The following is a 21,516-nucleotide window of genomic DNA, read 5'->3' as shown; positions in this document are numbered from 1 at the left end:
TCCATATATTTGATATGGTTAGTATAAACAAGGTAATATGACAACAGCGTGTCATATTATAAATAATTATTCAAAGTCTTTTGGAATTCCTCTTTAATTGAGTTTCTTATATCTAAAGGTTCCAACACCTCACAGTTACTACCAAAAGAAGATATATAAGCGAACAACCACTCACCCACAGGATATACTGTTTGGATAATAAAACTACCATCCGGTTCTATGGTATAATTATCAAATTCATCATAAATCCGAAAAGCCATATTAGGGGATAGCTTTAATTTTAAAGTAATATATTGCTCCTCAAACATATTATCTGTCTTGAATACGGGTCTCGTAACTATTCGCTCAAAATGTTTCTCTGTAACCACATTATCTTTTATTCGACTTAGTTTAAAAAAGCGAAAATCCTGTCTCAAAATGCAATAAGCGTACAAATATCGTGACATCCCTTTAAAACAAAGCTTCAAAGGCTCAACCTCTCGTGAAGTTTTTTCGCCCTTTCCACTTGAATAGGTAAAGTTTATTATTTTCTTAGATAGAATAGCGGACTTAATATCATTAAAAGTTTCAGACTCTTTCTCTGAATTGTACCATGATGAAAAATCTACCTCAATCCAATCCGAGTTATTTTCTCCAAATAGGCTGTTTAACTTTTTTAATGCAGAATCTGTTGCATTAAAATTAATTGCACCTACTGCTTTCATCGAGGATAAAACATCAGTTTTTTCTTCCTCTGTTAATACAGCTTTATTCAGTACATAGTCATCTAAAATTGATATCCCACCACCTTTGCCTTTGCTCATAAAAATAGGAATTCCTGCTGATGATAAAGTTTCAATATCACGATAAATTGTTCTTTGAGAAACTTCAAATCTCTCTGCCAATTCTCTTGCTTTAACAGTTTTCTTATCAATAAGTATATATATTATTTCAAACATTCGGTTAATTTGCATCTCATCACCTCTATATGACAACCTTATGTCATATTTATGTGGTATTTTTTAATTAATTCAATTATCAACTTTTCGCCTCTATATGTAAAGAGATGTAAAACAAGTCAATTATAGAGAATAAGCTGACAAGTATTTTTAAATGAATATCTCCGGTTTTTTTCTTTCTTGGTTCATAGCGGCTAAAAGTTTGCTTTGCATAATAAATTCAGATACTGTAATGCTTCGAGCATTTTCAGTACAATCCCTAATGCATTTAAAACACAAAATACATCTGAAATTATCTGATCGGGTGTAATCATAAGGGTCAATTGCTTTCATGGGGCAACCAATCTGACATTTACCGCAACCCACGCATTTTTCTTCATCAGTTTCTGGTGAAATGTGAATATCCTTAACATATTTATATGGGTCATTACCAGGGATTTTAATGCAAACTTCATCAAAAATGGATATGTTCTCTATCTTTCCAGCTACTTTTTGACCAAAATCTATTTGCATCTTTTCATCTTTTTCATCAGGTCTTGCATTAGCTACTTCATTATTCCATGCGTGTTCTCCTATGAATGCAGCTGCAGAAATTACTTTAAATCCACTTTTTCCTGATTTGTTTTTTAATTCAATCAGTGCATCCTCATAGGCTCTGTTACCATATACCACAACAGCAATACAGGGAGTACCCTTAGCCTCAGTTCGATTGAATATTTCTTTTGCTGTGGGAGCTATTCTGCCACCGTAAACCGGCATACCAATAATCACTAGTTCATCTGCTTCAAACTTTCTTTTTTTCCAACGCATATCAAAGTCCGTTAAATCCATATGGATAATCTCGTTAATAGCTATACCTTTTGCAATATTTTCTATTGTCTTCTTTGTGGTATCTGTTGGCGAGAAGTACATTAATGTTGCCTTAGTAAATTTCATTTTGACCCTCCTCTAACTTTTCAAGCATTTCGTCAACATTAGGAATATCAGCCGGATTCAGTCCATATTTAATATACATCACCTTTTGATTTCCATCAAAAAGAACAACAGCAGGAAATTGTAGTTCATTTCCTTCATATTCTCCATGCTTAAGCCCAAGCTCTGTCGCCTTCAATACTTTTTCTAAAACAGATTCACAGAACATACCAGCCATGCTGTATGCAGTATTTACATTGTATAATTTATAGACTTCTTGTAGCGGATCACAAATGATTTCAAAGGGTATATCTTTCTCTAATACTTGCTTGCACAAAGTTTGTGGCAGGCTCTGCAATACGACAAACACCTGTGAATCTTTATCTATAAATTCTTGGTATCTTTCCTTGATTTGCATCATATCCAGTTGACAAATTGGACATCCATAATATCTTAAGAACATTAAATAAGTTTTTTTATGTACTTTAGTTTGAAAATTAATGCCCTGCTTCCAAGGTGAGTCATAAGTAAAATTACGTAGTTTCTCACCTATGCGTACTTTATTCATCGTTTTAGAAATACGATTAAGACATTCCGTAAGGATACTTCTTGGGCAGGCTACATTTATTCTTTGAAAAACTTCTCCTTCAGTACCAAACATATTACCCCCATCTAATAGTACCTTTGCATCTTTCACCAACAAATCGTTTAACTCTTCGCCATTAAACCCATAGGCCTCAAAATCGATCCATGCAAGATATGTTCCTTCAGATGGTATAAATTTTGTTTCAGGTAAGTTTTTATGTAAAAATTTCTTTAAATAATTCATATTGTCATCAATATAATCATTTACCTGATCCATCCAATCCTCACATTCATCATAAGCCGCTTGTACCGCCCATATAGAGATTGGATTAAGCATTTGCATACCCGAGACTTCTTTCCATCTTTTTTGATATGCCTTGTTTTTTATCACAATATGTGAAGTTTGAAGTCCTGCCAGATTAAAGGATTTACTTGGTGCAGTGCATGTAATGATTCTATCATCATGGGGAAATAGCTTATCTAGGATTGTATGGGAACAACCTTTTCTCACAATGTCGTAATGAATCTCATCAGACACCAATATTACATTATTTCCTAAACATATCTCACCAACTTGTTTTAACTCCTCTGCTTTCCATACTCTGCCAACAGGATTATGGGGAGAACAAAGAATCATCATCTTATTCTTTGGATCCTTTGCTTTCTGTTCCAAATCATCGAAATCCATGGTATAGTAACCATTGTTATTGACTAGTGCGTTATTTACAACTACACGGTGATTTTCTTCTATACTAGAAGAAAAAGGATAGTATACTGGTCTTTGAATAATTACTCCATCACCTTCATCTGAAAAGCATTTAATCAAACAACTTAACGCTGGCACTACTCCAGAAAATATAAAAATATCATTTGAATTTACATACCAATCAAATCTTCTCTGCATCCATGATCCCACAGATCTGAAATACTCTCCGGTCAAATGCATACTATAGCCATAAATCTCCCTATTTATTCTTGCTTTCATTGCTTCTTGTATGGGTCTAGCAACTGCAAAATCCATGTCTGCTACCCAGAGCGGCAATGTATCCAAATCTGCTTTTGGATTAATCATTGCACCAAACTCATATTTTGCACTATTTGTACCCAAGCGATTAACAATTCTATCTAAATCATAATTCATGCTACCACTCTCCTTCTTTTATTTATAGCGAATATGATATAATATGCGCACCAGCAGATTGGTTCGCAGAATTCATATGATTTTCCGTGCTTGCACGAGAAAAACAAATGACTTCTATGAACAAGTGCCAACGACTGAGACCGCAAAGCGGTCGAAGCAATCTGCGGAGGATAAAGTAGACAATAGGTACTGCTACTACGAATATTCACAAACAAGTATCTGTAAGCAATGGTCTATGAGCAATGTCTTAATAATAGAGTTTGGCTAACTGTTATTGTATCAGACGGAATTGCCTCTTTTATACCATAAAAGCTACAATAAGCTTTAAAAGTACTACCTGTTACTACACGTGCTTATATTCGTTTATTTTTTTACACTTTGTACCTCTTGTATTATAATATTTCTATTATCCCTTTCAATTAATATACCTTTTGTTCCTTTAGTATTCATAATGATTTAATATCCTATTTTTCATTATTTTACCATAAAAACTATAAAAAAGCTTTAAAGTAAACTACATAATTTAAATACCAATAAACAGGAATTGTGATAAAATTCTGTCTTTGACAGTTGTAAGAGATAAAAAAGCTTGTAACCCATATAAATAAGGACTTACAAGCTTTCTTTATTTTAAAAAAAGTGCGTATTTTTTTCTTTTTTAGAGTCTTTGAATATGGGTTTATATCTATTTGCTTAATGGAAGCATATTCATCTTTTAATCTCTCTCAATATTATATTTATATTGTTTAGACTTTACCTATTAATGAATTACCTTGAAAAATCCTTTCTATCTTTTCTTATAATTACTCATCTGTGTTATATTCTTTATCCATAGAACTGTTCCCTTTGCTTATATGAGTAAATATCTCATGAAGTTATTAAAATATCGCATATATCCTTTGAGTAAGTCAAAACTATGTATAATAATCTTCTTAGGATGTGATGAATTATATGGAACTAGCGTTAATAAAAGAATCCATTATTCTCGTATTAACAGGTGTGATTTTGCTTCGGATCTCTGGTCGAAAATCCATTTCCCAGATGACCATAGCGCAAACAGTAGTTATGATCTCAATTGGATCTATTATTATTCAACCTATTATTGAAGACAGTATCAAGAGAACAGCTATCGCAGCTGCTGTATTTGTTACTTCCATGATGTTAATGGAATATTTGCAAGTGCGATATAACTTTATAGAAAAGCTACTTACGGGTAAGTCAAAAATTGTTATTAAAGATGGAGAAATTGTTTTAACAAATTTAAGAAAGCTAAGATTTACAGCTGACCAACTGGAGATGCGACTTCGCCAGAAGGGAATCTCCAATATAACAGATGTAAAAACTGCCACCTTAGAACCAAATGGACAACTTGGATATGAACTTATGCCAGATGCAAAGCCTTTAACTGTAGGAGATTTAAAACAAATGTTTGAACCTTACCTTCAACAACAGCAGCCACGATCCAACTCATCCAATATTTTTGACGAAATAAGAAACACAGATAATCAACCTTAATGTATTTATACTAAATATTGTCTAGAAATAACGAATAAAGCCTCCTATAACTTTAATAGGAGACCCTTTTTATCATATAATAGTAAGTACGACATCAAATATCTTCACAAAAAAGTAACATTTTTGTACCGAGCTGTAAACTTCTGTGAACTTCACTTATATACACATTATAACTACTCCATCAGTAATCTTCAATTTTATCAACTATCATTGCTTATATTTGGTTTTGAGGTATGTATCTTAGTAATGTTAATAAATTCTGTAAACCCGCATTGCAACAAGTATTGCATTAGAACAGTGTGAACAGCGGTGCATTAATTTAATATAGATAGACATATCCCTCTACCGCCTCTGCGGGCGTAATATTTGTGACATTAATCTGTGGATCATCATAGTTCTTTCCATCATATTCGTATTGCCCGATAAAGAAAGTTCCTTCAACCGTTATCCATGTATCATTTTTTAGGTCAGAAACATCGTCATGTTTACATAATAATCCAGCAGGTGCTAAATCCGCAACGCAGCAGGACATTATCAGGTGGGCAAGTATAAACTCATCCTCTTCCAGTACTTCAGAATTTTTTAATACGAACCCCGTCATGATAATCGTATACCCTTCATATTTCTCCATATTCATATGTATTTCAGAAAGCCATTTGCCGAAATCATCATTTGATACGGTAATTTTTTTATTTACTGTATCTAATCCAGGTAATTCCGGCACATTGGTTTGCGTGTAGAGATTAGTGGTATCTGTCGGTGATCTATCTTCCAATGATAAATCATTTGAGTTCTGCTCACGACGATTGGCAAATGTATTTCCACCGATAAAATTATCTGAAAAATCGGAAGTGCTTAGTGGACCATGGGGAAGCAAAAACAACAATATAGGAATAACCAGCACAAAACAGTGCATGGAGCGTACTTTGTGTTGCGGGCGAAACATCCTGCCAAGCACTGCCAAAGCCCATATTCCCATGATGATTGCCGTAAAATATAGATAAGGCTCCATTCTAGGTGTAACATACGAAAGGTACTTACCACTGCTAATCAAATAAAGCATCAATCCCGCAAAAGCGGAATAGCACAAAAATTCTAAAAATATTTGAGGATTAAAAGCTTTTACCCTCGTTTGCATAGTTACATCACTCCCAACCCATAAAGTATAAAGACAACGGCAAAGCACACGATAAACATAGTATACAATAGTTTTCCGATAAAGCGCTTTGAAAATCCCGAAGAGAGCATCATCACGTTCTTGATATCCATCATCGGCCCAAACACAAGAAATCCCATGATCGCGCCCATTGGAAATTGCATGGAAAAGCTGCGCGCCACTATGGCGTCCGAGGATGAACATAGGGAAAGTACAAAGGACATTACCATCATAATAATGATGGATAAAGCCAGACCCGCGCCGCTCTGAGCGGTGGTAAATAAGCCAGTTCCAAAAATCTGAAAGACAGACGCTACAAACGATCCAATCACCAAATATTTTCCTACATTGAAAAATTCCGCTTGAGAATGCCGTATGAACAGCCTTACCTTTCCTTTGAATGTGGTAATTGATTCTATATCTTCATAACAGCCGCAGCTGCACATCAGCCTGTCAAGCCCTCCCCCGGATAATACATGACCTTTTGGAGGACGAATTGCAAAAACAAACCCAATGATAAAAGAGGCAATAATTCCAAGAGCCACACGCCCAATCACGATGTTTAAATCTCCACTAAAAGCATAATAGGTTGACAATATAACCACAGGATTAATGACCGGCGAAGCTGTCATAAATGTTATTGCTACTGGCAAAGGAATTCCCTTTTTTACCAGACTTCTAAAAACGGGAATAGACGCACAGTCGCAAACTGGTAAACAAAAACCGGCTAAAATCGCTACCAGCATTCCAATACCAATCGATTTGGGAAATCTGCGTTCAATTACGCTTTGAGGAACAAAAACCTGTATTGCTGATGAAAGCAACACTCCAATCAACAAAAAAGGTATAGCCTGCAGGATAATTCCCAAAAATACATTGATAATCGTATTAACAGGTATCTGAAAAATCTCTAAAATTGGTTTGACCATAATGTGAATGGCCACGATAAAGACGAGTGCCGCAAAGAAAAAGTTGACAGGATTTTCTTTTTTCCTAAACAGCTGTTTATATAAATCATCATACTCTTTTATGTCATATATATCAACGCCTGGGTTGATGCCATTCAACAGGCGACGAATTCGTTTATAAGTAACTGCCACACTCACATTACGCAGGACTACAAAATCACTATTTGCAATCTGCTCGAGCAAAGCGCCGCCTGTCCTGCCTAGCAGATTTTCTATATTCGCGGCATCCGCTATATGTACTGTTTTTTGGATCTTGCACAGAAAACGTAGCGACGGATCCAAAAACATTGACTGTAGCTCTGAAAAAGGGACGACGCCGTTCCACTCGATCCAAATTTCATCAAGTTCTTCTTCATGGCTTTGTAAATAACCATTTATTTGACTGATAATCTGCTTTGGCTGTTGCTCAAGTACTTTTTTGGGAAAGGATATTTTATGGCAATTTCCGTTCTGGCTTTGAAATACTTCCTCACCGGTTTCAAACTGTATAATAAGTATCCTAATATCCTTCCAATCGCGCCTGTTCAACAGGATGTTCAGAAATGTTGTTTTCCCGGAGTCAAGAAAACCGGTTACAACATAAACAGGTATCGACATCTTATCACTCCCCGCTAAAGAGGGTGCATAGCTCCTGCCGGCTTAAATTCCGGCCAATGATGCAAATCATACCACCTCTGGTTTCACATTTTGTTACCTTTATATCCCCAGGGAGATATTGCAGATTCATATATCCACTCGGACCGCGAACGATACCCTTTGCGCGAAGAATCGTTCCCCTCGCGTTTCTTTCCATATTCAATACTCGTTCCTTCAAGTCATCAATGCTAAATACCCTATTTATCCTTATGGTAACAGTATCAAAAACTTCTTCCGCCGCATGATCTTGCCCACAATGGCAGTGTTCTCCATGACAATGCTCCTCGTGATTGTGTTTTTGCCGAGCGTCCGCTAGATACTCATACTTCGGACATAAAATTTCATCGGCGACAATTTGATGCCAAGGCTTCGAAAGGATAGGTGCGTGTGCGTTTAGTTCTTTTATCAACTTACAAGCGTCGTTCACACTATCGGGAAACTCCTCCGAACGACTAAGCAAGACAATATCAGCGTTTTGAATCTGATCCTCAAAGAATTCTCCGAAGTTATCAAGGTATGTTTTACAGCGTTTTACATCCGCAATTGTTATTTTAGCCTTTACTTTTGCAAGGGGTAGTATACGAGGATCCGAACAGACCTTCATAATATCCGACAGCTTGCCAACGCCGGAAGGCTCTATGACAACTTTATCGGGATGAAAGCGTTCCAAAAGTTCTTTGAGGGCTTTCATAAAATCACCCGAAAGACTGCAACAAATACAGCCTGAATTTATTTCTTTCACTTCGATACCACCGGACTTCAACAAGGCTGCATCGACGCTAATATCGCCAAAATCATTTTCGATTAAAACAACCTTCTCATTTTGAAATGCCTCTTTCAGCAACTTTTGAATCAGAGTGGTTTTTCCCGCTCCTAGAAAGCCTGAGATTATAAATATTTCTGTCACGATGTAACACCTCCTTAATCATAGTAATCCGACAACTCTCAGGCACGGTCGCAATCCTTGCAGAACCCAAATACCTCCAGATTATGGCCCATGATATGAAAATCCTTATCCTCAATCTTTGGAATGAATTTTTCCATCGGGCAATTATCCATTGGGATAATCTTTCGGCAGTTAATGCAGACGGCATAATGTTTATGCTTGGAACGGTTTCGTTCATACACTGCCATTTCATTATTAATAACATTTGTTTTGATGATTATACCTTTCTTTACAAAAATCTCCAATATTCGATAAACAGTAGACATCCAAGCCGTGTCCCCGCTTTTCTCCATTCTAGAGCATATATCCGCAGCACTTAAGGGTTTATCTGTATTCTCAAGTACCGATAGTACACTTTCACGCTGACGAGTTCTCTTTATTCCCGCAGACCAGATGTTTTGTTCCTCTTTCACTGTATTCACCTCATACATTTTTGTAAGTACTATATCGTAGGTTTGCTATATTTCCCTACAATGCGTGATTCATTTCTTTATATGACGTCCAAATGCTTTTTATTCGCATTTACTTTATTATAGATTGTTCATTCTATAATATCAAGTTTTTTAAAGATTCAGCCAAACGTTAGCTTGTAGATGTCATTTGCAACGGGCGGTACGAATGCTAGATTGCAGCTTTTTGGCTAGCAACACAAAGACAAGAACTGCGACGGAAATTAGGGCGGTAAATCCACCTGGGGCCACATTGAGATAATACGAAATAAATAGTCCTAGCATGATGTCAATTACACTGAAAACAATTGAAAATACTAAGGTGAGCTTGAATCCCTTCCCAAGTTGAAGCGCCGTGGCGACGGGAAGGGCAATCATGGAGCTGAGTACTAACACACCCACGATTCTGATGGATACAGAAATAGCGGAGGCCACGAGTATGGAAAAGATATAGTTTATCAATCTAACTTTTACGCCTGCCACCTTGGCGGCTTCCTCGTCGTATGCTATATAAACCATTTGATGATACAGTAGAATAAGGGTCAAAACAGAAATTACGCTGAGGATTAGCACCATGATCATATCAAAATGAGTTACAGTCAGGATGCTTCCAAACATAAAAGAATCCGCATTTACATGAAGCTTTCCAGAACTGATTATGGTAATAGCGGTACCCACGCTTAGGGAAAGCACAATCGTGAGGATCAAATCGGTGTATTTTTTGAAATAGCTGCGCAGAAATTCGATCAGCGCGCCGCAGATGGATGTAAAGACAAATGCGCCAAGTATGGGGTTTTGATTTAACAGCAGACCAATTGTGACTCCTGCCAGGGAGGCATGTGCTAATGTATCCCCAATCATCGAATAACGTCGTAGCACTAAAAAGATTCCGATGCAGGGACACAGAATCGAAATAAACACGGAAACGAAAATTGCATTTTGCATGAAGCTATAATTGAATATTGTCATTGCTTTTCCCCCCGTTTTTCATGAATTCATCTGTATATTGCTGTGGGGTACAGAGATGCCCCTGTCCACAAGTGAGATGATAGATCAATGTTGAATTTGAAATGGCGGCATTGAGATTGTGTTCTACTGAAACAACGGTGATTCCATTTTCTTTGTTTATTTTCTTAAGAAAAGAATAAATTTCTTTTTGACTCCCAATATCCACTCCAGTTGAAGGTTCATCCAAAATAAGTAAATCCGGGTTGCCCATAAGCGCCCGTGCAATCCGTATTTTTTGGCTTTGCCCTCCGGAAAGAGTACCCATCAAGGAACCCTTAACACTGAGCAATCCAACCTGCTCAAGAGCTTCCGTTATTATGTCTTTATTTTTGATCTTCAATAATCTGCGATAAGAATTCAGCACCTCATAGACTGTAATAGGAAAACTTGAATTTGAGAAATCGTTTTTTTGAGGGACATATCCAATTCTCTTTGTCTGAGGCACTATGCTGCCACTTGTGGGTTTTATGAAATTCAATATCAATCGCATTAGTGTACTTTTTCCGCTACCATTCTCACCCACTACGGATACATACTCTCCATCACGTATTTCCAGATCAATGCCGTCTAGTACATATGGCGACGAACCTGTATAGGAAAAAAATAGGTTTTCGGCTTTAATCATAAGCAAAACAACACCCTTTCTATGAATGCGAATGCATTTCATTTGCACTTGACAAATATTTCTTGTCATGCTAGTATACATTATAAACGCAAATGGGTCGCATTTGCAACTAAATTATTAGGAGGTTGATGATATGCTAAAAAGATGGGTCACTATGCTATTTTGCTTGATTGTCATCGTTAGTTTTTCAGCGTGCAGCAGTAATAATAACTCGACTGGAGGTACTGAAACGACAGACGCATCGGAAGAAAACAAGATTAAAGTTTCTGTTACCTTTGATGCAATGAAAGAGTTTGTTGAAGCTGTGGGTAAGGACAAAGTTGAAATTTCTACGATTATACCTGCCGGAACGGAAGCACATGATTTTGAACCAAAGGCACAGGATTTGGTAACCATAAGCACTGTTCAAATCTTTGTTTATAACGGTCTGGAGATGGAAGGATGGGCGGAGGAAACAATTTCTGCTGCCAATAATGCAAATCTGTTCATTGTGGAAGCTTCCAAAGGGGCAGATCTCATTGAAAGAGAAACAGCATCTGAAGATCATCATGAACACGAAGAGGACACCGACCATGAAGAAGATGCAGATCACGAAGAAGATCATTCGCATGGAAAGTATGACCCTCATCTATGGTTAGGTATAAAGGGCGCACAAACAGAAGTGAGTAACATCAAGGATGGACTTGTCCAAGTAGATCCTTCAAATAAGGATTATTACGAACAAAACTACAATGATTTCATCTCCCAGCTGGAGAACCTTTATAACGAATATAATGCTAAATTCCAGTCCTTGGACAAAAACAGTTTTGTGACAGGGCACGCTGCTTTTGGGTATCTCTGTCGGGATTTCGGTTTGGAACAAAACAGCGTGAGAGATGTTTTTGCGGAAGGTGAACCCTCAGCACAGCAATTGACCGAACTTGTAGAATATTGTCGAGAAAATAATGTAACGACCATTTTTGCTGAAGAGATGGTAAGTCCTGCCGTTTCCCAAACGCTGGCCAACGAAGTAGGCGCAAAGGTTGAAGTTATTTACACAATGGAAAATGCCCAGGATGGTATGACATATCTAGAGCGAATGGAAGAAAACCTGTCTAAAATCTATGATAGTATGACCAAGTAATCAGCAAAATATTGTGGTTTTCATATCACACCAATTAGGAGCTGGCTTTATGCATCAGGACAAGATTCTTGTTTGCATGGACTGCGTCAAAAAAATCTTGTGTACGGTTAGTTAACAAGATTTTTTCTGAAAAGCTTCAATAATGTATGCTTTTTATCATTCGTAAATATTAAAGAATTCTATATTTATCATCTCAACGTTAGTGATTCCACTCTTAAATTTATTAACAGCAATTGGTTGGTCGATAACTTTGCTTTTATTGGTAAACTATAGTACCACTACATTTAAACATACAATAGAACTGTCTACTAGGTATGTATAATGGTTTTTCAAAAAAACACAAAACGCAGAAAAGGTCAATTCCTACATTTTCTGCGTTTATTTATTTCACCTATAAGTAATATTCTAAACTTCATTTACTTATGGTAAGGTTGACCCTTTAAGATTCTAAATCCCCTATAGATTTGTTCCAACAACATTACTCTAAACAGTTGGTGTGGGAATTCTTTATCTATATCTACTTATCAATGATATTATTGTAATATTTTTACGTTAAACTTTAGATATGTAGTACCCTATCAATATCCTTAACTTCTGTCTCTAATGTTCTTCTTTTATATTAGGTCAGATGTTTTAAATAAATACACTTTGCTCATAGCTTCTATTGCAAAATAAATACCATCAGGTGAGAACACCGTTGCCATTGCAAAGTCTATTTTAATTTGTCTAATACATATGCAGTCTTCAACTCTTATTATTTCAACTACTTCAGAGTAAGTTAGAGCAATATATTTATCATCACTCGACCAATTAATCCTACAAAAGTACCCTTTATTTCCTTCTGAAATATACATCCCAATTCGTTCACTTAAATTTTGATCTGTAATTACTAATTTTTGTTGAGTAGCTGTTGTATCATCATATAATGCATATTTATCATTCCAATTGCTTAACTTAGTTACACTCCACTCTTTAATAAACAACGATGTAATCTTTTGTGGTTTATTTTCTTCAAATGGATATTTCCATTTTAATATGTATGTTGTATCAACACAGTTATCTTCATGTTCTAGCCCATTCCTATCAAAAACTTCAAACAAATATTCTTGTGTAGTACTATTAAACTGTATTTGCCTAATCACACAATTCTCCAAACTCATTAACTTCTTTACTTCTCCACTGTCTAAACATATCAAGGCAATGTTTGTATCACTAAAATTATTAATTTCACAAATCAACTCACACTCAGTTGGTGACAATAAACAATTTGATTCATGCGACCCTGCAGGCTTAATATACTAATAAGGGACATGTTTCAATTTATCAAGTACTGAAAAAACAAACATGTCCCTCACTGCCTATGGTTCACTAATCAAATTTATTTCTAATTCTTTCTAGATATGCAACAGCCTCAAAATTTTCTTATATTGCTTCTATTCTATCAAATCCCAAGCCTGTTAAGCTATGCTTATGATATATTTCAACAAATCTTTCTGAACAAAACATAGTAGTTCCGTATTCCTTAACTCCAAATATGTCATCACCATTCCACGAATCTTTTTCAATATAATCAGGATCAAAATAACTTCCTTCTTTATCATATTCTTCATAGCCACAAACATCACATTTGCCTATCAAAATTACTCTGGATCTTGGATGTAGTTTTGCTGTTTTTTTAGCAAGTATTTTATAATATATGGGGGGATTGTTGGGAATAGATTTCAATGCTTTAATTCCGTATTCTTCTTTGAAATCTTTCACTTGTTCATCTGTAAGTTCTTCTTTTGACATAGTATTTATTTCTTCATAGGTCCATCCAGTTGTATTTTCTTTTAACAATATGTTTAGACTCTTTTGAGAAATGAGTTCGAAATATAGTGCCATTATAAAGTCAGCATAATTTGAATTACCAAGAACAACTTTCAACTTATTATCTGAATCTAGTAATGGATCATATTCCCATGTTCTATTGCATACTGGGCATTCAACTTTCTTAAACTCATTATCATTCATAATGATGCCATAAGAATATTTTTTTCTTTTCCCTTCATCAGTATATATTCGGTAAAAGTTCATTTTCCCCTCCTAAAAATGTGTTTTAAATTTATATTTCTTAGCTAATTCTCGTCCATACTTTAATATTTTACTTGCAGATGCACTTGGATTATTTTTAATAAATAATTCCCAATCTTTATTATAAGCATAGCTCCACTTTCTATGAGTTGCAGAATTGACCCATGTTCCAAACCTAGGATCATGAATGTTCTTAAATCTTTTAGTAAAATAGTTTCGAAACTTTTGTGTTTGAGGTAAAATATGATGTGCTTCTACCTTCCCCATATATTTAGGTGCAACTCCTATAACTCTAGTTAAATTATGTCTAAAATTGAAGCTAGTAAATTTTCTTAACTTAGAAACACCCTTAACTAACTTTGCACTTTTATATGTATATGAACCAGGAATGAAAGGTAATACCGTCGCGCCTACATCCCAAGCTAGAAACCCTAAATTTACCCAACTGGGATTTTTAGCCAGATCATTTAAACTCCAACCAATACTTGCGATATCTATAATAGTTTCAATAATATATCCTGATGGATCAACTCTATTTATAGGATTATTTCCTACATATATATATACATTATAATTATGGGAGTTTATATCTGCATTAATTATACTATCCCCATTAACAAACCTACCCCACTCAGCATTATAATACCTGCTCTGTAGATAATATAATCCTGTCTCGGTATCATACCGATATCCTCTATATCTATAAGGATTCTTCTCTCCTACAGTATCTTTTAAACTTCCATCAATAGAGACTAACTTACCCCAACTGTCATAAGTATAGGATACTACCTCTTCTCCTGCTCCATCTACTATTCCAATAATATCACTTTGAGCATTTCTCACATAGTAGTATTCTGTCCCATTTAGATTCATAGATATTAGGTTATCTGCAGAGTCGTAGGTATACCAGATGGTATCTGTTCCATTGGTTTCTCTGATTACCTTGTCTCCTGATAGGAAGTACTTTGTGGTTACTCCATTTACTGTCTTTTCTGTTCTGATACCTGAATCGTTGTACTTGTAGGTAATGATGGTATCTTCGGTTGTTGTCTGGGTAACTTGTGATTGTTCTGGTTCTGGTTCTGTAGTGGTTTCTGGTTGTTCTGGATCTTCTGTTACCATTGGTTCTGTAGTGGTCTCTTGTGAAGATGTAGGTTCTTCTACAGTTGGTGTTGTTTCCCCTTCCACAACTTCACTTGTGGTCTCTGTTGTACTTAAGGGGCTTTCTTCAGTTTGAGTGGTTCCACCTTCTGTTGGTGTTACTTCTGGATTTTCTGTTGTTTCAGTACCTTCTTCTGTTACTATTGTATCTGGAGTTGCATCTTCATCTCCATCTACCGGTGGATCCTGAGGTTCCTCTGGTACTGATGTTTCTTCAGGTTCTGTTGGAGGTTCTTCTGGTGATTCTGTTGTTGGTAACACTTCATTCTTAATAGTCAATCCCTTTAAGAGTCTTCCTGCTTCCCAGCTAAAAGTCATGTTGCCGTAGGTTAAAGGGTTTCCTATGGCATCATAGGTGATTTCTTTATCGCCATAGGCTGTTAGTTTATCCTTCCAAGCATCATCTCCATAGGTATAGGCTACTTCTAATACTGGTTCTTCTGAGATTTCACCTGTTGTGTAATTGTATTCTTGTTTTTGTGTGATATTGCCACCATTATCGTAGGTGTAGATAACGGTTTTCCCAGTATCTGCGTTGTTTTCTCTTGTAAGCTGGTTTAATTCGTCGTAGGTGTAGCTAGTGGTTTTATCTCCTGATTTGATACTGATAATATTGCCTTTTGCATCATATTCGTAGTTGATCTCTTTATTGTTGTTCTTGATTCTTTGGATCTTTTCTGTGGTTTTTGTTTGTGATCCTTCTACATTTTTATATGTGTATTCTGTACTTAATACAGTCTTGTTACTATCACTTACCACCCTTCCATTTACTCTGCCTAGGCTGTCATATTTATTGGTAATTTTGCCTGTTCCAAAGGCAATTTCTTTTGAACGGTTGTTTTCGTCATAGGTGTAAGTCAAGGTTTTGCTTTGATTATCTATGGTATAGGTAATGGTTTCTATGGTATCTGAATTGGTATAGGTGTAGGTTATACTATTGCCTACTGGCGAATTATCTTCTATACGTATTACTCTACCTTTGTCGTCATAAGTGTAGGTGTATATTACGTCGTTTACTTTATCTGTCAAAGTTTTTAGTGATCCTAAATAGTTGCCGTCAGTTTCTGCATTGCTATAGTATTCATATGCAAATTTAACATCTTCATTATACTTCTTGCCGGTTAATTTGTCATTTTCATTATATGTATATTGTATCAGTAAACTTGTATCGTTAGCATACTGAGTACTGGTTAGTTTACCTGTTTGAAACGAATTTGTAATTAAATTTTGGTCCCCTACACTTATGGTAGTGTTGTTGCCTTCATTATCGTATCCAAAGCTGTAGTCAAATCCATTATGGGTAATGGTTTTCAACTTGTCTTTTTCATATGTATATGCATTTGTAATAGGTGTACCATTAGCTTCTGTGGATACAGTAGTTACTCTATCCATGGTGTCATAAGTATACTCTGTAACTTGTCCCTGTGGATCTGTCTGAGTTGCTACTTCTCCTGTTACTTCGTCATAGGTATATTCTACTGTATTTCCGTCTGCATCGCTAATGCTCTCTATATCACTTGTACCTGGAATATAGGCTACTTCTTCTTCTATACTCACTTCTCCATCTGAATCCTCTGCAACTGTTTTGGTGACATTTCCTAAAGAATCATAGGTATAGGCATAGAGTACTTCTTCTGGAGTTTTTTCTGTTGTTTTATTATTTTCTTTGTCATAGGTATAGGTAGTAATTAGGGTCTTCGCTTCTGTACTCTCTGATGCCGGTATTTCTTCTGTAATGGTAGTAGTATTGTTTGCTTGATCGTAAGTATAGGTGCTTGTTTTTTCGTCACTGGTTTCTTTTACTATTCTACCTACACCGTCATAGGTAGTGGTTGATATCACTTTTCCAGTGGTATCGGTGGTACTGATTCTATATCCTTTTTCATCATATTTATGGGTAGTTTGAGTCCCTTCTTTGTCTACGGTTTTTTCTAAAAGATATTTGTCATTATAATGATATGTTGTTTCTCCATCACTAATGAGATTATGATTTTCATCATATGTATGGGTAGTCACTTTACCATCTGGGTCTGTTTTTGTGAGTAGTTCTCCATGTTCATCATAAGCATATATGGTCATGAGTCCAGCATAGTCTGTCTCTGCTATGGTATCACCAGATGCATTGTAGTCGTATTGTAATTTTTCACCACTTTCTACTGAATCAACGACTTTCTTTGTGATTGCTTTCGTATATAATCTAGGATTATTTTCATCTAAATACTCATATATAGTTTCTCTACTCTCATCTTTATCTTCATTATTTACATCTACTAGCTTAACTAGCCTATTTTGTTCATCCTTATGGTACTCTTTGACTCTTGTATTTGATGTTTCAGGTGCAAATACAACTGTAATGTAATCTCCATTATAGGTAATAGTAGTAGATACCCCTTGGGTATCTGTGGTTTCTACTAGTTTTCCTGACTCATAGTTGTAGTTGGTTCTTTTCGGTGTATACTCTTCATCTTCTTCTAATTGTGCTATCTTCTCATTCTCATTTGGAGTAGTGATGGTTTTTAGGTTATGTTCTTTGTCATAGGTATAAGTAGTTTCTGCTCCTCCTAGTCCTATAACTTTTGATAGGTTATTATTCTTATCATACTCATATTGTGCTAAGATATCTGGGTCTTCATTCCCATATTCTATTTTCACAATTCTCTTGTATGTTGGGTCTATTATCATGGTCATGGTTCTATAGAAACTATCTGTGATAGTGACGTTTGTATCTGTTATCTCATATGTGACCATGTAATCATTGTTATCAATAATATGCACTTTGTTCTCTGTATTATTAAAGATAGTTTTATTTCCGCCCTTGTATTGTAGCGTATAAATTCCTTCTGTATCTTTTATCAAGGTTTCATAGTGTCCCTGTGGAGATGAGTATTTTCCTATTTCTGTATCGTAGGCAAAGGTATATTTTGCGCCAGTCTCGTCTGTAATGGTGACGGATTGATCTGCATTTTCATTTAGTTGAGGAATATTAACATTCCATCCCCATCCTAGTAGCCCTAGTGTCTTATCCACGCTATTGTAGGTTCTTCCAAAACTAATTTCTGGTCCTACACCTACAGGGATATTTGCATCTGTTGCACTTATGATGAGGTTGCCTGTGACGGTATTAATCTCTCCCTTAGTAACAGAGGCGTATGGATAACTGTCTTCTGTGCCTAGAGCTGTTACTTTTACCCTCTCTGGGATAAGGACTTCTCTTGTTTTATTAATGATATTACCTGCTCCATCAGTTACTGAAAGCTTAAGGGTATAAGTTCCTGGATTAATTCCTGTTGTATCCCATGTAGCCAGGACATTTTCCTCTGAAATTGGTTCTGATAAGTTCCCTATGGTTTGCCACTGTGTAGGAGTTGTACCTAACCCATAGCTAATAGTTGCATTTACAAAGGTTGCCTCGTCTGCAATCCCCCATATATCGACTTTTCCATCTATGAGACCTCCTCTTTCAGGGGAGGTAATAATAACGCCACTTCCATCTGCTGTATTATCGATGGTAATATAATCAATAACTTTAGTGCTTGTATTATTATTGTCTGTTACAGTAAGTCTTATTTTGTAATTCCCGTCTGGGTAGTTTTTGGTGTTGATACTTTGTAGCGTTCCATTTGTAACAGCCACGGTTTTAATGGTACCTATTAGTGTCCAACTTTCTACTCCTGTTGGTGATATCTCAACCTTGTAGTTTTTAAAATTTGCGTCACTAGCTGTACCAACTACGTTAATGGACCCATGAACAACACTATTTAAAGTTGGAGAGGTTATCACGGCTGCAGGTGCTGTAGCATCTCTATAGTAGATAGCCGTCTTTGGTGTTACTGTATAGTTCCCTTGTTTATCTAAGGCCCTTATATGTATTGTATGTTGCCCATTGGTAAGTGTTGAGGTCGTTATTGTCTTGGTACCGCTTGCTGTTGTTACACCAGTATCTGTCCAAGAACCTGAGTCAATTTTATATTGAATCTTTGCTAGTCCACTATTTGCATCACTGGCTCCTGACCAATTCAGGATTAATGAACTTGTATTGGTCCATCCTGATGGATTTAGAGTCAACGTGGTAGGCCCTGTAGGTGGAGTCCTGTCAGGGATAGTTAGGGTACTTGACTGAGTAAAATCTGATGTGTTCGCTTTGTTATCTTCAGCACGAACCTTTATATAGGCTGTAGCATTGTCTGGTTTATTGCTAAAGCTTACAGAAGTTGTAGTAATAACTTTTTCTTCGTTTAATGCACCATTTATGTATAATTGTGCTCGATATTGTTTGATTCCTGAGTTAGAAAATGTCGGTAAGTCCGTTACTGCCGGCCACGAAGCGGATATACTTGCACTTTTACCACTATTCACTGCCATACTTGCAAGTGTTGCAGTTACAGATGTTGGTTTATTTGGTTTTGTGGTATCTATGGCATTCGCTGATACTGCCGCTGTTTCTGTATATTGATTATAGCTATTATAGGCTCTTAATTTAAATGCGTAATTGTTTCTTGTTTCATATCCCGAAGCTTGCTTAACATATAATGCTTTAGGATCATTTGGTAGTTCAATCCCTGTACCATCCGTACGTAGCACAGTAGCATTGGGAGGCGATATAGCTGATATCTGACTAGTTGTTGGCCATATTTTTTTCCCTTTACTTGTCCAACTCGTGGAAGAACCTGCACTAAACCACTCGTATTTATAACCATTGTATATACCTACTTTATAACTAGTCGCTCCACTAACTGCTGACCAACTTATAGTTGAATAGCTGGTAGCAGAGTTTGTCCCACTTCCTGTCATAATTACATTTGGTGCTGTAGGTTTTGCTGTATACGTAATAGTTAATACTGGTTTATTGGAACCACTATCTGAGGAATAAAATTTTCTGTATCTTAAGTTCTCAGTGCTGTCTCTCAATACAAATCCATTATTAGCTACTGCTCCTGAATACCACTGGCTCACTAAATCTGGAATTACCCATTCATGATAACCTGATCGATCTACTACATCTCTATCATAAGAACTTCCAGTAGTTCCTGGCTGATTATTCCACGTAATTGACGAAGGTGACCATGAACTTGCTGCTCTATAAAGATCAACATAGGCTGAAGTTGTATTACCTGTAAATTCATAGAACTTAACTTTGGCATCTGTAATGAGTCCTCCTGCAATGTCAGGGAGATTAAATTTTATATAACTTCTAATTTTTCCAGTTGAACTATCCCAGCCTGTTCGTAAGTGATCACTTGTATGATAGTTGCTGCTAGCATAGCCACTTTGTACATAAGTATCATGAGTACCACTTGCTCCAGTCATCGTCACTGTTGGATCAATAATTATTGGGTATTTGTTTTTAGGATCAGTTAGAAAACCTTCGTCTACAGAAATAGACAGATGATATGTTCCTGTGCTTATTTCTTCTAATTCCATAGTAATATCTTCTGAGTAATTATAGGGTTCTGATGAATCCATCATAAAACACTCTTGAAATTGTCCTACCACTTTCTTGCTTATTTTATCTAATAATAGAAATCTGCCATCTTCTTGCCTCTCTGGGTATAGTCCTTCGAGTTTTACTTCATAACGAAATGTATTTATTTCTGGTTTTTCATAGAGGATGATATTTTGTTTGACACCGTCATTTATAGGTTGATATTCAATATTAACGTTTTCATCAAAGTTGCTTTGATATTCTATAGAGATTGGTTCCGTAACCACAGTTCCATCTTCTTGTTTTACTTCCTTCTCTATCATTTCAGAGGGTTCTTGTTTATCTTGTAATGGTACTTGTTTTTCATATAGAGGCTTCATTTTGATTATGTATTTGTCTTTTTCGACAAGAACGTTATTTTCGTCTTCCATAAGATCGCTTGGAAGGTATACGCTTACTTCATTGGATTTATTTTTTGCATAGTAATCATCTTTGTCTAAAGAAGACTTCTCTTTTTCACTTAAGGGGACAATGGTGTTATCAATTTCTAATAGTTTGCCTTCTTCATCTTTATACCTAATTGGCTCTGAGTATATGTAAGCTGTTTTGGTTCCATCTCCATTATCATAAATGGTAGCATTCTCTGTATTTTCTTCATATACTTGAACTGATTCATTTTCATCTTCTTCTTTTGATTTTTCTTCGACTCTGGTCGCTTCTGCTTGTACCTTTCTAATGCTACTAAATGGTGTACTTACACATGAAAAAACCATTGTAAATACGAGTACGATACTAATTATTTTATACAATTTTGACTTATAAATCCGTATCATAGCTATCACCTATCTTCTTATAATT

General features: G+C 36.0%; 14 protein-coding genes and 1 pseudogene. 2 read left to right on the top strand and 13 right to left on the bottom strand.

Annotation, left to right across the window (positions count from 1 at the left end):
- Window positions 1-56 precede the first annotated feature (56 nt).
- The 3 genes from GC105_RS13160 to GC105_RS13150 all read right to left on the bottom strand — a co-directional run bounded on the left by GC105_RS13160 (window position 57) and on the right by GC105_RS13150 (window position 3,576).
- Window positions 57-953: a helix-turn-helix transcriptional regulator gene (locus GC105_RS13160; RefSeq protein WP_152805594.1), complete on the bottom strand. Its 897-nt coding sequence runs from the start codon at window positions 951-953 to the stop codon at window positions 57-59.
- A 135-nt stretch (window positions 954-1,088) separates the two neighbouring features.
- Window positions 1,089-1,874: a 4Fe-4S dicluster domain-containing protein gene (locus tag GC105_RS13155; protein WP_152805591.1), complete on the bottom strand. Its 786-nt coding sequence runs from the start codon at window positions 1,872-1,874 to the stop codon at window positions 1,089-1,091.
- A complete protein-coding gene (locus tag GC105_RS13150; RefSeq protein WP_193708419.1) occupies window positions 1,861-3,576 on the bottom strand; it encodes a PatB family C-S lyase in 1,716 nt (571 codons plus the stop codon). The genes GC105_RS13155 and GC105_RS13150 overlap by 14 nt, the downstream gene beginning before the upstream one ends.
- Before the next feature lie 951 nt (window positions 3,577-4,527).
- Here GC105_RS13150 and GC105_RS13145 point away from each other — a divergent pair.
- Window positions 4,528-5,091: a DUF421 domain-containing protein gene (locus GC105_RS13145; RefSeq protein ID WP_152805588.1), complete on the top strand. Its 564-nt coding sequence runs from the start codon at window positions 4,528-4,530 to the stop codon at window positions 5,089-5,091.
- A gap of 319 nt (window positions 5,092-5,410) precedes the next feature.
- Here the strand turns inward: GC105_RS13145 and GC105_RS13140 are convergent, their stop codons facing one another.
- The 6 genes from GC105_RS13140 to GC105_RS13115 all read right to left on the bottom strand — a co-directional run bounded on the left by GC105_RS13140 (window position 5,411) and on the right by GC105_RS13115 (window position 10,879).
- Window positions 5,411-6,229 carry a TIGR03943 family putative permease subunit gene (locus GC105_RS13140; protein WP_152805585.1) on the bottom strand — a complete coding sequence of 273 codons (819 nt, stop codon included), beginning with the start codon at window positions 6,227-6,229 and terminating at the stop codon, window positions 5,411-5,413.
- Between the two features lie 2 nt (window positions 6,230-6,231).
- Window positions 6,232-7,812 carry a permease gene (locus tag GC105_RS13135; RefSeq protein WP_152805582.1) on the bottom strand — a complete coding sequence of 527 codons (1,581 nt, stop codon included), beginning with the start codon at window positions 7,810-7,812 and terminating at the stop codon, window positions 6,232-6,234.
- Between the two features lie 4 nt (window positions 7,813-7,816).
- Window positions 7,817-8,761 (bottom strand): CobW family GTP-binding protein, encoded by a 945-nt coding sequence (locus GC105_RS13130; RefSeq protein ID WP_343030034.1) that lies wholly within the window; start codon window positions 8,759-8,761, stop codon window positions 7,817-7,819.
- A 35-nt stretch (window positions 8,762-8,796) separates the two neighbouring features.
- Window positions 8,797-9,228 (bottom strand): Fur family transcriptional regulator, encoded by a 432-nt coding sequence (locus tag GC105_RS13125; RefSeq protein WP_152805579.1) that lies wholly within the window; start codon window positions 9,226-9,228, stop codon window positions 8,797-8,799.
- Window positions 9,229-9,393: 165 nt separating this feature from the next.
- Complete coding sequence (locus GC105_RS13120) at window positions 9,394-10,209, bottom strand: metal ABC transporter permease (RefSeq protein WP_343030033.1); 816 nt, start codon at window positions 10,207-10,209, stop codon at window positions 9,394-9,396.
- Window positions 10,196-10,879 carry a metal ABC transporter ATP-binding protein gene (locus GC105_RS13115; protein WP_152805574.1) on the bottom strand — a complete coding sequence of 228 codons (684 nt, stop codon included), beginning with the start codon at window positions 10,877-10,879 and terminating at the stop codon, window positions 10,196-10,198. The genes GC105_RS13120 and GC105_RS13115 overlap by 14 nt, the downstream gene beginning before the upstream one ends.
- Window positions 10,880-11,012: 133 nt before the next feature.
- On the opposite strand from GC105_RS13115, the gene GC105_RS13110 reads away from it, so the two are divergent.
- On the top strand, window positions 11,013-12,002 hold the full coding sequence (locus tag GC105_RS13110) for a metal ABC transporter substrate-binding protein (RefSeq protein ID WP_152805571.1): 990 nt from the start codon (window positions 11,013-11,015) through the stop codon (window positions 12,000-12,002).
- A 416-nt stretch (window positions 12,003-12,418) separates the two neighbouring features.
- Here the strand turns inward: GC105_RS13110 and GC105_RS13105 are convergent.
- From GC105_RS13105 to GC105_RS13090, 4 genes and pseudogenes are all read right to left on the bottom strand, one after another.
- Window positions 12,419-12,505: pseudogene (locus tag GC105_RS13105) on the bottom strand (23S rRNA (pseudouridine(1915)-N(3))-methyltransferase RlmH); the annotation flags it as partial.
- A gap of 111 nt (window positions 12,506-12,616) precedes the next feature.
- Entirely contained in the window at window positions 12,617-13,261 is a 645-nt protein-coding gene (locus GC105_RS13100; RefSeq protein ID WP_193708418.1) for a hypothetical protein, read from the bottom strand.
- A 163-nt stretch (window positions 13,262-13,424) separates the two neighbouring features.
- Window positions 13,425-14,078 carry a double-CXXCG motif protein gene (locus GC105_RS13095; RefSeq protein WP_152805564.1) on the bottom strand — a complete coding sequence of 218 codons (654 nt, stop codon included), beginning with the start codon at window positions 14,076-14,078 and terminating at the stop codon, window positions 13,425-13,427.
- Window positions 14,079-14,087: 9 nt separating this feature from the next.
- Complete coding sequence (locus tag GC105_RS13090; protein WP_152805561.1) at window positions 14,088-21,491, bottom strand: DNRLRE domain-containing protein; 7,404 nt, start codon at window positions 21,489-21,491, stop codon at window positions 14,088-14,090.
- Window positions 21,492-21,516: the final 25 nt, after the last annotated feature.

This window comes from Alkalibaculum sporogenes, from assembly GCF_009362815.1.
Lineage (GTDB): Bacteria > Bacillota > Clostridia > Eubacteriales > Alkalibacteraceae > Alkalibaculum_A > Alkalibaculum_A sporogenes.
The sequence above is the reverse complement of the archived record's forward strand: the minus strand, read 5'-3'. Positions and strand labels throughout refer to the sequence as shown.

What these genes read in the sequence shown, in the direction of transcription:
- GC105_RS13160 (WP_152805594.1), bottom strand. Translation starts at nt 953, where the DNA reads ATGCAAATTAACCGAATGTTTGAAATAATATATATACTTATTGATAAG.
- GC105_RS13155 (WP_152805591.1), bottom strand. Translation starts at nt 1,874, where the DNA reads ATGAAATTTACTAAGGCAACATTAATGTACTTCTCGCCAACAGATACC.
- GC105_RS13150 (WP_193708419.1), bottom strand. Translation starts at nt 3,576, where the DNA reads ATGAATTATGATTTAGATAGAATTGTTAATCGCTTGGGTACAAATAGT.
- GC105_RS13145 (WP_152805588.1), top strand. Translation starts at nt 4,528, where the DNA reads ATGGAACTAGCGTTAATAAAAGAATCCATTATTCTCGTATTAACAGGT.
- GC105_RS13140 (WP_152805585.1), bottom strand. Translation starts at nt 6,229, where the DNA reads ATGCAAACGAGGGTAAAAGCTTTTAATCCTCAAATATTTTTAGAATTT.
- GC105_RS13135 (WP_152805582.1), bottom strand. Translation starts at nt 7,812, where the DNA reads ATGTCGATACCTGTTTATGTTGTAACCGGTTTTCTTGACTCCGGGAAA.
- GC105_RS13125 (WP_152805579.1), bottom strand. Translation starts at nt 9,228, where the DNA reads ATGTATGAGGTGAATACAGTGAAAGAGGAACAAAACATCTGGTCTGCG.
- GC105_RS13115 (WP_152805574.1), bottom strand. Translation starts at nt 10,879, where the DNA reads ATGATTAAAGCCGAAAACCTATTTTTTTCCTATACAGGTTCGTCGCCA.
- GC105_RS13110 (WP_152805571.1), top strand. Translation starts at nt 11,013, where the DNA reads ATGCTAAAAAGATGGGTCACTATGCTATTTTGCTTGATTGTCATCGTT.
- GC105_RS13095 (WP_152805564.1), bottom strand. Translation starts at nt 14,078, where the DNA reads ATGAACTTTTACCGAATATATACTGATGAAGGGAAAAGAAAAAAATAT.
- GC105_RS13090 (WP_152805561.1), bottom strand. Translation starts at nt 21,491, where the DNA reads ATGATACGGATTTATAAGTCAAAATTGTATAAAATAATTAGTATCGTA.